We start from the raw sequence: 12,737 nt of genomic DNA on the forward strand, positions 1-12,737 counted from the left end.
ACTCACTGGTCCCGCAGGTTAAACGGACGAATGTAAGGCAGGGCATCGGTATCCAGGCTGGTGCCCTTGGCACCGGTCCCCACACTGCCCAATCCTTTCATCTCAAACTGGATGCCGAAACTACGCTCCGAGGTGGGCTGGTAGGTGACGTTATCCGGGCTGTTGACCCATTCCAGGTTGAAGTTGATGCTCCAGCAGCAGGAGTCATATTTGATCCCCACCTTGCGGTCAACATTCACGTTCTGATCCAGGTCGTAGTAGTAGCCGCCATAGAGGTGCCACCGGTCGTTGAGGGGAGTGCCGAGCAACATGCCGACCTGGTTGATGTCGGCGCTCTCGCCACTGCGGGAGAGATCGTAGTTGGCATCGCGCACGAAACGGTAGTTGAGCTGGCTCAACAGCTTCTCGTGGCGATACTCCAGGGCGCTGTTGGCGGAGCTGAACTCGCTGTTATCCACATCATACTGGGCGCCGACGTGGGCGAACCACTGCTCGCTTATCTTGGCATCCCCCTCGAACGACAGGGGAGAGCGGGTGTTGGTGCTCGCCTCGTCGCTGGGATAGAGGGTGACTCTGGGGGCGACGAAGTCGAATGCCTGGGCCAGGGCCAGGCGCAGACGCTCGTCACCGACGCCATCATAGACCCGGCTGGTGACCCCGACGGAGACACGGTTGGAGTCGCTGATCCTATCCAGCCCGGCGAAGCGGCGGTCGCTGAACAGGCTGTAGTAGTCCTGGCGCATGTTGGTGGAGTCGTAGATGCCTATGTTGTCCTGATCCTTGTAGGGAACATAGAGGTACTGGAACTCGGGCTCCAGGGTCTGGTTGGCGCGCTCGCCGAACCAGTCCTGATGGCGATCGAAGGTGAGACCACCCTTGAGCCGGAACGAGGGCAACACCCGGGTGACGCTCTCGTCGAGGTTGGTCAGCTCCTTGCTGCGGTAGTAGCTGGTGAGCTTGCTGGTATCCGGGACATCCTGGTTGTACTGGGTGTACATCAGCTTGTACTGGCTGTCTAAGTAGTAACCGTCCGCATCGCTGAGCGGCACCGTCAGGGTCGGCGCGCTGTAGAGCCGGGTGCCGGTATAGGCTTCCCCTATGGTGGACTGGTCGTTGTCATAGCCAAAATTGGTCAGCTCTGTGTTCCAGGCCAGATCGTACCAGCTGCCCTGATGGTAATAGTTGTGGTTGATGCGCGGCAGCATGGAGTGGGGCTGCTGGGCACCGGCCAGCAGGATCTGGTAGGTGCGCGCCTCCGTGGTCAGGTTCCAGTTCTGCTGGTAGTAGCCCGCCTTGAGGGATTGCTGCAACTGGTTGTCGACCTGGGTGCCGACCGGCGGCGAGAAGTCGTTGAAGTAGTTGTAATCGTTATCCCGCACCTTGGTGTAGTCGAGGGAGACCACCATGGCGTTGTCGAGGAAGCGGGAGCTGTGGCGGGCATTGAGCAGATAGCGGTGACCGTCGGCCAGATAGTCGTTGAGGGTCGCCGTGTCATCATACTGCTTGTCGTCGGCCAGGTTCTCGAAATAGAGGCTGCCACTGTGGGCCGGGTCCGGCATGTAGCGGAACTCGACCTGCTCCATCAGGCCGCGCCTGTCCATGAAGCGGGAGCTGATGGTGGCGTCGTAGTTGGGGGCTATGTTCCAGTAGAAGGGCTGGTTGATGTCCATGCCGTTCTTGGAGCTCTGCTCATAGCTGGGGTAGAGCAGACCCGTCTTGCGCTCGTCCTTGATGGGGAAGTTGATATAGGGGAAGTAGAACACCGGATAGTCATAGAGCCAGAGGCTGGCGTTCCAGGCTTCGCCGAATACCTCGTTCTGGTCGATGTCGATGCTGCCCGCCTTCAGGATCCAGGCCTCCTGGCCCGGCGGGCAGGTGGTGTACTGGGCCCCTTCCAGGGTGATGTTCTGGTTGTTGTTGGTCATGATGACCCGATCGGCCGAGCCGCGCACCGCAGAGCCATGAACCTGATACTTGCCCTCTTCGAGCTCTGAATCCTTGGTATCCAGGTTGGACTTGAGGGTCTTGTCGCTGGTGACCGTGATCTGACCATCGTTGTAGTAGATGTTGCCGATGGCGATCACATCCCGGCTCTGCTGGTCGAGCTGGGCATAATCGGAGTCAAACTTGCGCACGCCCTGACGCACCTTGACGTCACCTTCATAGACGGCGGTACCGCCCTGCTTGGCTTCGAGCCGGTCGGCGTCCACTTCCACCGGCAGGGCATTGGCATCCTGATTGGCGGGGGCTTTCTCTATCTTGGGAACATAGTCATAGCAGAGCCCGTCCAGCAGACCCGTGGCGGCGGGCACGCTCATTGGCGCAGCCTGGAGATATGCCGGGCTCAACAGCGCCGGAGCAAGGCCAATGGTCAGGGCGATGGGACAGGCACGCCCCAGTGTCCATTTTGTCATGTAGAAGACTCGCGCAATCCGTATCGAAACGGCTGATTCAAGAGCATGCATAATACGCCAGGACTCATCGAGTTGACATTGCATCTCATTGCTTTATGTTAGCCGGCAATGATAAAGCATTATTGCGGCCAGGGCTAACAGCCAAGCGCTGCTTTCCACCTTGGTCCTTCACCCATGCCAGATCGTTTTGACTCCCTGCTCCAGTTCGCCCGCCACCACACGGGCGACCACACCCTGACCCTGTCTCTCATTTCCGGCGACGCCAGTTTCCGCCGCTACTATCGGGGCGGCGGCCTCGTCTGGGTGGATGCCAATCCACAAACAGAGAAAAATCAAGAGTTTGTCCGCAATGCGGCCGCCCTGCAGGCCAGGGGCCTGCTGGCCCCCGAGGTGCGGGCGGTCGATTATGCCCTCGGGCTGCTGGCGGTAACGGATCTGGGCGACACCCAGCTCATCCGTTGCCTGAACGAGACCAGCGTGCTGGCCTGGTATCAGAAAGCCATCGCCCTGCTGCCGCGGCTCGGTGGCGTGGCCCTGGCGCTGGAACCCTTCGATGCCGCCTTCATGGCCCGGGAGAACGCCATCTTCCCCGAGTGGCTGCTGGGTCAGCACCTGAATCTGACTCTGGACGAGGGCGAGCGGCGACTGCTCGATGACACCTTCGCCTGCCTCACCGAGAACAACCTGGCCCAGCCCCAGGGGGTGATGCACCGGGATTTCCACAGCCGCAACCTGATGGTGTGTGGCGGCGATACCCCGGACGAGAGCGAGCTGGCCATCATAGATTTTCAGGACATGGTCATCGGGCCGCTGAGCTATGACCTGGTCTCCCTGCTCAAAGATTGTTATGTGCGTTGGCCGGACCAGGTGATGGAGCAGGGCATGCGCCACGGCTTCGATACCCTGAGCCGGGCCAATCTGCTGGCCGGGCTCGATTATGCCAGTTTCCGTCGTCATGCGGACCTGACCGGCATGCAGCGCCACCTCAAGGCGGCGGGGCTCTTCACCCGCCTCTACCACAGGGATGGCAAATCCGGCTACCTCAAGGACATTCCCCGCACCCTGGGTTATGTGGTGGATGTGTGCCGCCTCCATGGCGAAGCCCACCCCGTGCTGGAGGCATTTGGTGACTGGCTGGTGCGCCGGGTGCTGCCCGGCTTTGCGCCACGGCAACAAGAGGGCGCCGGCGCATGAGGGCGATGATCCTGGCCGCCGGCCGTGGCGAGCGGATGCGTCCCCTCACCGACTCCCTGCCCAAACCGCTCTTGGCGGTGGGGGGCAAACCCCTCATCGTCCACCATATCGAGAAGCTCAAGGCGGCCGGGGTAAGCGAGCTGGTCATCAACCATGCCTGGCTCGGCGACAAGCTGGTGGCGGCCCTCGGCGATGGCCGCCAGTTCGGGGTGCAGATAGCCTGGTCGGCGGAGGAGAGCGCCCTGGAGACGGCAGGCGGCATAGTGCAGGCCCTGCCCCTGCTCGGCGATGCCCCGTTTCTGGTGATCAACGGCGATACCTGGCTGGATACCGATTATGGCGCTCTGGTGCGCCAGCCGCTGGGGGCGGATCTCGCTCACCTCTGGCTGGTGCCCAATCCGCCCCAGCATCCCCACGGGGACTTCTCCCTCGCCTCAGACAGGGTGCAAGACAGGCCCGGCCTGACCTTCAGCGGCGTCGGCCTCTATCGGCCCGAGGCCTTTGCCTCCCTCGCCCAGGGCAGCCGCAAGCTGGCGCCCCTGCTGCGGGACTGGATGGCCCAGGGGCGGGTCGGCGGTACCCGCCTGGTCGGGGAGTGGCGTGATATCGGTACTGTGGCGCGGTTGCGCGCCCTGGATGACGAGCTGGCAGGCTCCACTAATTGAGATGAGGTCTTGAGTCATGCGTATTTGGGGCAAGGTGCTTGGCGCCTTCTTCGGTTTTCTGCTCGGCAATGTCTTCGGGTTGCTGATCGGCCTCTGGCTCGGTCACCGATTTGACCGCGGGATCGGCATCCAGGGGGCGTTTCGCCGTACTCCGAGCGCCGAGCAGCAGGCCATCTTCTTCCACGCTACCTTCGCCGTCATGGGCCACATCGCCAAGGCGGGGGGCCAGGTCACCGAGCAGGAGATCCGGGTCGCCTCCAACCTGATGGACAGGATGCGGCTCTCCCCCGAGCAGCGCAGCAGCGCCCAGCGCTCGTTTCGCGAGGGCAAGGAGGCCGATTTCCCCCTGCGCCAGACCCTGGCCGGGTTTCGCAGTGCCAGTCAGGGGCAGCGCGACATACTGCGCTTCTTCCTGGAGGTGCAGCTGCAGGCGGCCTTCGCCGATGGTCAGGTGGAGGCGGCCGAGCGGGCCATCCTGCAGACCATCGCCGAGGAGCTGGGCTTCAGCCAGATAGAGCTGGCGCGGATCCTGGCCATGGCCGAGGCGCAGATGAACTTCTTTCGCCACGGCGGCGGCCAGCACCAGGGAGGACGTCAGTCGGCGGGGCAGCAGCCACCGAGCCGTGACCGGCTCAAGGATGCCTACCAGCTGCTGGGGGTGAGCGAGGAGGCGGCCGATGCCGAGGTCAAGAAGGCCTATCGCAAGGAGATGAGCAAGCATCACCCGGACAAGCTGGCCGCCAAGGGGCTGCCCCCCGAGATGATGGAGATGGCCAAGGAGAAGGCCCAGGAGATCCAGCAGGCCTGGGAGTGGATCCGCGAGGCCCGCGGCATCCGTTGATGCCGTCAGGTGACAGCCAACAAAAATGCCCGTCGATGACGGGCATTTTTGTTTTCAGCGCTTGGCCGTTGGTCGGCGTTTCTGCAGATCAGTGGGCGTCGACCCAGACGAACTTGAGCACGAACAGCAGGGCCACCACCAGCACGCAGGGGTTGATCTCGCGCCAGCGGCCTGTGCCCGCCTTCATCACGCAGTAGGAGATGAAGCCCACGGCGATCCCCTCTGTGATGGAGAAGCTGAACGGCATCATCACCGCGGTCATGAAGGCCGGCACCGCCTCGGTCAAGTCTTCCCACTTGACCCGGGTCAGCTCGGAGCACATCAGCACGCCCACGTAGATGAGGGCGCCGGCGGCGGCGTAGGCCGGCACCATGGCGGCGACCGGAGAGAAGAAGATAGCCAGCAGGAACAGCACGCCGACCACGATGGCGGTCAGGCCGGTGCGACCGCCGACGGCGACCCCTGAGCTGCTCTCGATATAAGCCGTGACCGACGAGGTGCCCATAAAGGCGCCGCCGACCGAGCTCACGCTGTCCACCACCAGGGCCTGCTTCATGCGCGGGAAGCGGCCCTGCTCATCGGCCAGCTTGGCGCGGGTGGTGACCCCGATCAGGGTGCCGGACGAGTCAAACAGGTTGACCAGCATGAAGGAGAAGATGATCCCGGCCAGACCGATGTCGAGCGACCCCATCAGATCCAACTGGCCGAAGACCGGCGCTATGCTGGGCGGCAGGGAGACGAAGCCCTTGAAGGTGACATCGCCAAACAGCCAGCCCAGGGCCGTGGTCACCACGATGGCGATCAGCACGGCGGAGTGGACGCCACGGGCGGAGAAGATGCAGATGAGGAAGAAGCCCAGCAGCCCCAGCAGGCAGGGCAGGGAGGTGAGGTTGCCCACGGTCACCATGGTGGCCGGGCTCGCCACCACTATGCCGGCGTTGTGCAGGCCGAGCAGGGCGATGAGCAGACCGATGCCGGCGGTGATGCCGACCCTCAGGGTGAGGGGGATGTTGGCGATCAGCCAGTAGCGCACCCGCAGCAGGGTGAGGATCAGCAGACCCAGGGCGCCCCAGAAGATGGTGCCCATGCCCACCTGCCAGGAGTAGCCCATGCCCGCCACCACCACGAAGGCGAAGAAGGCATTGAGCCCCATGGCGGGGGCCAGGGCGATGGGCAGGTTCGCCAGCAACCCCATGAGAATGCTGCCGATGCCGGCGATGAGGCAGGTGGTGACGAACACCGCCTGGGTGTCCATGCCCGCGTTGGAGAGGATCTGCGGGTTGACGAACACGATATAGACCATGGTCAGGAAGGTGGTGACCCCGGCGATGAGCTCGGTGCGGGCATTGGTGCCATGGCTCTTGAGCGCGAACAGACGCTCGAGCCATCCTTGCCCCGGGGCAGGCTGAGCGGTTTGTGGTGCTTGATTCATGTTGGATTCCATAGGTGACGTGAAATAGGTGGCAGGCACGGGGTCGGTCCCATCCATGCGGGGCATGACCCTGAGCTGATGGCAAACCATCAGACTCCTCCTGATACCGTGACAGCGGGCACATTCTCACACAGGCGGCGCCATTCATAAACCTGGGATCCGGGGTTTGCTCAATGAATAGAGCAAAAGTTCAAACGTTTGCCGATCCGGGGTGGAAAGGGTGTCGATGGACGCTTGTTCTTGGGCCTGGCGCCGGGATCAGGGGGCTCTGCTGCCTTGGGCCTTGAGGTAGCGATCCACCAGTTCGGCCAGTCGCTCGTCCGCCTGCTCGCGCAGTGGTGCCAGGGCCAGCCCCAGCCGTTGCAGGTAGCGTTCGGCCTGGGCGTCGGTCAGGGCCTGCTCCTGGAGCAGGAAGCTCAGTTCGGGCAAACGTTTGTCGTGGCGCGGGATCAGCTGCCAGCAGAGCCCCTGGGGGGCGCTGGCGGCAAACAGCCGGGTCGCGGCGGCGCAGAAGGTCGTTATGTGCAGCTTGCCGTCCGGGCCGAGGCAACCGGGCTCAATTCGCATCAGCAGGGTGAGTCGGGCAGGGTGTGGGGTCATGGTGTGGATCCGAACCTGAGTCAGCGCTCAGTATGGCAGCCGACAATGGGGCATGGGGGATAAGCGCAGGGGGAGCCAAGGCTCCCCCTGCGGCGCATCACTTGGTGATGCGTTTGTACTTGGCCCGGTGCGGCTGAACCGCATCGGCGCCATAGGTCTTCTTCTTCCACTCTTCGTATTCGGTGAAGTTGCCCTCGAAGAAGGCAATCTTGCCCTCGTCCTGGTAGTCCAGGATGTGGGTGGCGATACGGTCGAGGAACCAGCGGTCGTGGGAGATGACCATGGCGCAACCCGGGAACTCCAGCAGGGCGTTCTCGAGGGCGCGCAGGGTTTCGATGTCCAGATCGTTGGTCGGTTCATCGAGCAGCAAGACGTTTCCGCCGGTCTGCAGCAGCTTGGCCAGGTGCAGACGGCCCCGCTCACCACCGGACAGCTCGCCGACGCGTTTTTGCTGATCGGCGCCCTTGAAGTTGAAGCGGCCGATATAGGCGCGGCTCGGGAACTCGTGGTTGCCGATGCGCAGGATGTCCTGACCGTCGGCCACCTCTTCGAACACCGTCTTCTTGTCATCCATGCTGTCGCGGAACTGATCCACCGACGCCAGCACCACGGTATCCCCCAGGGTGATGGTGCCGGAGTCCGGTTGCTCCTGGCCCGACATCATGCGGAACAGGGTCGATTTACCGGCGCCGTTCGGACCAATGATGCCGACGATGGCCCCCTTGGGGATGGCGAAGGAGAGATCGTCGATCAGCTGCCTGTCACCATAGGACTTGCAGAGGTTTGCCACCTCCAGCACCTTGTCGCCGAGGCGGGGTCCGGGCGGGATGAACAGCTCGTTGGTCTCGTTGCGCTTCTGGTAGTCGCTGGTGTTGAGCTCCTCGAAGCGGGCCATACGGGCCTTGGACTTGGCCTGACGGCCCTTGGGATTCTGGCGAACCCACTCCAGCTCCTTCTCGATGGACTTCTTGCGCGCCGCTTCCGAGCTCGCTTCCTGGGCAAGACGGGCATCTTTCTGCTCCAGCCAGGAGGAGTAGTTACCTTCCCAGGGGATGCCTTCGCCGCGGTCCAACTCCAGGATCCAGCCCGCCACGTTGTCGAGGAAGTAGCGGTCGTGGGTGATGGCCACCACTGTGCCCTCGTAGTCGTGCAGGAAGCGCTCCAGCCAAGCCACGGATTCCGCATCCAGGTGGTTGGTCGGTTCGTCCAGCAGCAGCATGTCCGGCTTTTCCAGCAGCAGGCGGCACAGGGCGACCCGGCGGCGCTCACCCCCGGAGAGGTGCTTGATCTGGGCGTCCCAGGCCGGCAGGCGCAGGGCATCGGCCGCGCGCTCCAGCTGGTTCTCCAGGTTGTGGCCACCCTGGGATTCAATGATGGCCTCCAGCTCGCCCTGTTCCCGGGCCAGCTTGTCGAAATCGGCATCCGGATCGGCGTAGGCCGCATAGACCTCGTCCAGGCGAGCCATGGCGCGTTTGACCTCGCCGACCGCCTCTTCCACCGCCTCGCGCACCGTCTGCTCCGGATCCAGCTTGGGCTCCTGGGGCAGGTAGCCTATCTTGATGCCGGGCTGAGGACGGGCTTCCCCTTCGATCTCGGTATCCAGCCCCGCCATGATGCGCAGCAGGGTGGATTTACCGGCGCCATTCAGACCCAGCACGCCTATCTTGGCGCCCGGGAAGAAGGAGAGGGAGATGTTCTTGAGAATATGACGCTTGGGCGGCACGACCTTGCCGACCCGGTTCATGGTGTAAATAAATTGAGCCATTGGCTAATTCTCTTTCCTTTTCATCAGGTTAACTTGTTTTTGTCAACGAACTGATGCCGTGGTGGGGCCAGCTGACGACTGGGGTCAGCCGGTTCCGAATAACGGGGCGATTGTAAACCAATGGCCGACGGGGGGAAAGCCGATGGCGCCGTGAGGGGATGGCCCCATGGCGCCAGTCGAGGGGCGGCGCGGGGGCTAGCGGTTCGGGCGTCCGGCCTGCTTGGCCAGGGGATCCTGGCCGGCGAAATAGAGCACCTTGCGCACATAGTGCTGGGTCTCGGCATAGGGGGGAATGCCGCCATAGCGGGCCACCGACTGCTCGCCGGCGTTGTAGGCGGCCGACATCAGCACCCAGTCCCCGTCGAACTCCCGATCCAGCCACTTGAGATAGGCCAGGGCCCCCTTGATGTTCTGCTCCGGGTCGAAGGGCCGGGTCACTCCGAAGCGCGCCTGGGTGGCGGGAATTAGCTGCATCAGCCCCTGGGCATTCTTGGGGGAGACGGCGTGGGTCTCCAGATTGGACTCGGCGATGGCGATGGCCAGCACCAGGCGGGAGTCTATCTCATGGCGATCGGCGGCCTGGCGCAGCAGGGCGGCGAGTCTGCGCTTGTCGGGAGACTGGCGGGCGAGATAGGCGTCGAGGTTGAAGGGGGTGCTGGGGATGGTGAAGCCGCCGCCACCCATCTGGGCGCCGCAGTTGTCCCCTATGGGGGCATTGCCGACCCGGCTGTTGTAGTAGCGAGCGGCCTGCTGGCTGCCAAGGCGCATGGCCATGGCGAGATAGCCGTTGGCCAGCTTGGGATTGCGGGGGGCAAGCAGGCGACCGATGCGATAATAGCCTTCCGGGTTGCCCGTGCTGGCCGCCACGCAGTAGTGGCGTATGGCCTGACTGATGTTGCCCCGGTTCTGGGCCGCCTGGCCCTGCTGGAGGGCGTTGATGGCGCGCGGCGCCTGACGAAACTGGCCCTTGTCGGCCGCCTGGGCCGCGGCGGCGGGCAGCAGGGGCAGCACTATCAACAGCAGGGTTGCGGGCCAGTTCACCATGGGAAATCTCCAGCGAATGTCCAGAACCTATAGGGGAGATCGGGGCGTACTGCCAGTGGCGCGGTGGAACCTGTGGTTATGGCATCGCGTCTGGCGAGAACGAAATCATCTGGAACTAATCGCGAGCCCTCGGGTGCCACGTCAGTCAAGGGCGTTCCCGGCGTGGAAAACGGATGGGGGCTGGCAGAGTTGTCACTAATAACTATTTTGTTATTACAGTGTGCAATTGCTGCCGGGCAGGGAAGCGGCCATGGCTAAGGACGGCATATGAGCTCAGATGAGATAGAACTGGTACAAAGGGCATGGAGTCGTATCTCGCTGTTTAGCAACGAGTTTGTCAGGGATATCTATCAGGAATTATTTCATCTGGATCCGGGATTGCTCCCCATGTTCACCATGACGGATGAGCGCCTCATCGACAAGGTGGCCCAGACCCTCAATACGGTGCTGACCAGCCTGGAGCAGATCGAGCCGCTGCGCTTCATCATCCGTCATCTCGGCCAGCAGCACAGGCGCTACGGGGTGGCGCCGGAACACTTCACCCTGGTCAAGGTCGCCATGACCCGGGTCATGGCCCGGCGGCTCGGCGAACACTTCACCCTGCCCCTGGCCCAGGCCTGGTCCGCCGCCTATGACGAGATTGCCGCCATCATGATAGAGGGATTGCAGCATGTACCCAGGGCCGAGGCGCCGGCGGACATAGCGCTGGAGTGAGCCTCATCTTGGTGCAACGACTGTCAATGGAGGATGACAGGCACCAAAAGGGGGCGTGGTCGATGACCATTGTGATCATGGTCGCAAAAAATAGACTGGAGCCCATCACGAAGCCCTGAGGACAGGGCTCGGGTCCGCCACCGCGGCCACAAGATACGCTTTTTCACTTCGCCATTGGATACAGGTTATGGACAACACCCCGCCCGCCGCGCAGCCCACCCGCTCTGCGCACCCCCTCTATGAAGATGTGATCGCCCTGCTGACCGCGGCGGGTTTCGTCTCCCTTGGCATCTTCCTGTTTCATCAGGTCGGCCTGCTCACCGGTGGCACCGCCGGGCTGGCACTGCTGCTGCAACAGGTGACGGGCCTGAGCTTTGGCCTGCTGTTCTTCGCCATGAACCTGCCGTTCTACGCCCTGGCCTGGCTCAGGATGGGACCGCGCTTCACCTTCAATACCTTCGTCTCGGTGGCGGCTGTCTCCTTCATGACGGATCACCTCAATGCCGTGCTGCAAATCGGCAAGATAGAGCCGGTCTATGCGGCCCTGATCGGCGGCACCCTGATCGGCATGGGGCTGCTCATCATGTTTCGCCACAAATCCAGTCTGGGGGGCTTCAACATACTGGCGCTCTTCATCCAGGATCGCTTCGGTATTCGCGCCGGCAAGCTGCAAATGGGGCTGGATTGCACCATAGTCATCGCCTCCTGTTTCGTGGTGCAGCCCTGGATCCTGGCCCTCTCCGTGGTGGCGGCCATCATCTGTAACCTGGTGTTGACACTTAACCACAAGCCGGGCCGCTACCAGATCGCCTGACATAGCGAAGGCCGATGCCGGAGGGATGTGGCTATCGACGCCCAACCCACCAGCCGGGTCGCGACCCGATCCCCCGAGTCCCCCTCCACGTGGCAAACAAACAGAGCGCCTGATGGCGCTCTTCTGCTATTCGGGATCCTGACGGGATTGACACCACCATGGGCAGCCCGGTCTCGGGGTGATGGATCACTTGGACAGGGTCGTCGTGGCGAGGAAGGGCGATGCGCCCGTTATCACACCCCCAGCGATTATCACACCACCATGGGCAGCCCGGTCTCGGGGTGATGGATCACTTGGACAGGGTAGTCGTGGCGAGGAAGGGCGATGCGCCCGTTATCACACCCCCAGCGATTATCACACCACCATGGGCAGCCCGGTCCCGGGGTGGTGGATGGCCTGGACGGGGTCGTCGTGGCGAGGAGGGGCGATGCGCCCGTTATCACACCCCAGCGATTATCACACCACCATGGGCAGCCCGGTCTCCGGGTGGTGGATCACCTGGGCCGGGTAGTCATAGAGGCGGGTCACCAGTTCGGGGGTGAGCACCTCGACCGGGGGGCCATCGGCCATCAGTCTGCCCCGCTCCAGCATCAGCAGCCGATCGGCGTAGCGGGCCGCCAGGTTCAGATCGTGCAGCACCACCAGCACGGCGGTGTTGCGGGAGGTGAGGGCGCGGGCCAGGGCGAGCAGCTGGTGCTGGTACTTGAGATCCAGGGCCGAGGTGGGCTCATCGAGCAGCAACAGCCTGGAGGGGCCATCGGCATCGGGGGCCTGCCAGATCTGGGCCAGCACCCGGGCAAACTGCACCCGCTGGCGCTCGCCGCCGGAGAGGCCCGGGTAGAGGCGGCTGGCCAGGTGTTCCACCCCGGCATGGGCCATGGCGGCCCTCACTATCTCGTCGCGCCGGCGGCCGGGTTCGCTGTGGGGCAGGCGCCCCATGGCCACCACCTCTTCACACAGGAAAGGGAAACTCAGGGACGAGCTCTGGGGCAGCACCCCGACCCTGTGGGCCAGTTCGGTGCCGGTCCACTCCTGGCGCTTGCGGCCAAACAGGCTGGTCTCTCCCTCATGGTCCAGCTCGCCGGTCAGGCATTTGAGCAGCGAGCTCTTGCCGGCGCCGTTGGGGCCGAGCAGGGCGGTGAGGCTGCCCCCATGCAGGCTGAGGTCGAGCCCGTCCAGGATGAGGCAGCCACCTCGGGTGAGGCTGAGCTGGCGGCAATGCAGCAGAGGGGGAAGTGCTGACAAGATGGGGTC

The 12,737-nt window shown here is 63.4% G+C and carries 11 protein-coding genes; 5 read left to right on the forward strand and 6 right to left on the reverse strand.

Features of this window, described 5'->3' with window-relative positions; all coding sequences use genetic code 11:
• Positions 1 to 2: 2 nt before the first annotated feature.
• A complete protein-coding gene (gene lptD, locus ACLHZ1_RS01345; protein WP_427260645.1) occupies positions 3 to 2,414 on the reverse strand; it encodes an LPS assembly protein LptD in 2,412 nt (803 codons plus the stop codon).
• Positions 2,415 to 2,588: 174 nt separating this feature from the next.
• Here lptD and ACLHZ1_RS01350 point away from each other — a divergent pair, with 174 nt between their 5' ends.
• From ACLHZ1_RS01350 to djlA, 3 genes are read left to right on the forward strand one after another with little or no spacing between them, the layout of a single operon-like run.
• Positions 2,589 to 3,608 carry an aminoglycoside phosphotransferase family protein gene (locus ACLHZ1_RS01350; protein WP_427260646.1) on the forward strand — a complete coding sequence of 340 codons (1,020 nt, stop codon included), beginning with the start codon at positions 2,589 to 2,591 and terminating at the stop codon, positions 3,606 to 3,608.
• On the forward strand, positions 3,605 to 4,273 hold the full coding sequence (murU, locus tag ACLHZ1_RS01355) for an N-acetylmuramate alpha-1-phosphate uridylyltransferase MurU (RefSeq protein ID WP_427260647.1): 669 nt from the start codon (positions 3,605 to 3,607) through the stop codon (positions 4,271 to 4,273). The genes ACLHZ1_RS01350 and murU overlap by 4 nt, the downstream gene beginning before the upstream one ends.
• Before the next feature lie 16 nt (positions 4,274 to 4,289).
• On the forward strand, positions 4,290 to 5,114 hold the full coding sequence (gene djlA, locus ACLHZ1_RS01360; RefSeq protein ID WP_408794940.1) for a co-chaperone DjlA: 825 nt from the start codon (positions 4,290 to 4,292) through the stop codon (positions 5,112 to 5,114).
• Between the two features lie 88 nt (positions 5,115 to 5,202).
• On the opposite strand, the gene ACLHZ1_RS01365 is transcribed toward djlA, so the two are convergent.
• The 4 genes from ACLHZ1_RS01365 to ACLHZ1_RS01380 all read right to left on the reverse strand — a co-directional run bounded on the left by ACLHZ1_RS01365 (position 5,203) and on the right by ACLHZ1_RS01380 (position 9,955).
• Complete coding sequence (locus tag ACLHZ1_RS01365) at positions 5,203 to 6,558, reverse strand: NCS2 family permease (protein WP_408795307.1); 1,356 nt, start codon at positions 6,556 to 6,558, stop codon at positions 5,203 to 5,205.
• A gap of 246 nt (positions 6,559 to 6,804) precedes the next feature.
• Entirely contained in the window at positions 6,805 to 7,146 is a 342-nt protein-coding gene (locus ACLHZ1_RS01370) for a hypothetical protein (protein ID WP_427260648.1), read from the reverse strand.
• A gap of 97 nt (positions 7,147 to 7,243) precedes the next feature.
• Entirely contained in the window at positions 7,244 to 8,911 is a 1,668-nt protein-coding gene (gene ettA, locus ACLHZ1_RS01375; protein ID WP_427260649.1) for an energy-dependent translational throttle protein EttA, read from the reverse strand.
• Positions 8,912 to 9,106: 195 nt separating this feature from the next.
• Entirely contained in the window at positions 9,107 to 9,955 is an 849-nt protein-coding gene (locus tag ACLHZ1_RS01380; protein ID WP_427260650.1) for a lytic transglycosylase domain-containing protein, read from the reverse strand.
• A 267-nt stretch (positions 9,956 to 10,222) separates the two neighbouring features.
• On the opposite strand from ACLHZ1_RS01380, the gene ACLHZ1_RS01385 reads away from it, so the two are divergent.
• Both ACLHZ1_RS01385 and ACLHZ1_RS01390 read left to right on the forward strand, forming a co-directional pair.
• On the forward strand, positions 10,223 to 10,669 hold the full coding sequence (locus ACLHZ1_RS01385) for a globin domain-containing protein (protein ID WP_427260651.1): 447 nt from the start codon (positions 10,223 to 10,225) through the stop codon (positions 10,667 to 10,669).
• Between the two features lie 187 nt (positions 10,670 to 10,856).
• Positions 10,857 to 11,483 (forward strand): YitT family protein, encoded by a 627-nt coding sequence (locus ACLHZ1_RS01390; RefSeq protein WP_427260652.1) that lies wholly within the window; start codon positions 10,857 to 10,859, stop codon positions 11,481 to 11,483.
• 456 nt (positions 11,484 to 11,939) lie between these two features.
• On the opposite strand, the gene ACLHZ1_RS01395 is transcribed toward ACLHZ1_RS01390, so the two are convergent.
• Positions 11,940 to 12,728 carry a heme ABC transporter ATP-binding protein gene (locus ACLHZ1_RS01395; protein ID WP_427260653.1) on the reverse strand — a complete coding sequence of 263 codons (789 nt, stop codon included), beginning with the start codon at positions 12,726 to 12,728 and terminating at the stop codon, positions 11,940 to 11,942.
• Between the last annotated feature and the right edge of the window lie 9 nt (positions 12,729 to 12,737).

It is taken from the genome of Aeromonas sobria (assembly GCF_050266975.1).
In the GTDB taxonomy this organism is placed as follows: Bacteria; Pseudomonadota; Gammaproteobacteria; order Enterobacterales; family Aeromonadaceae; genus Aeromonas; species Aeromonas sobria_B.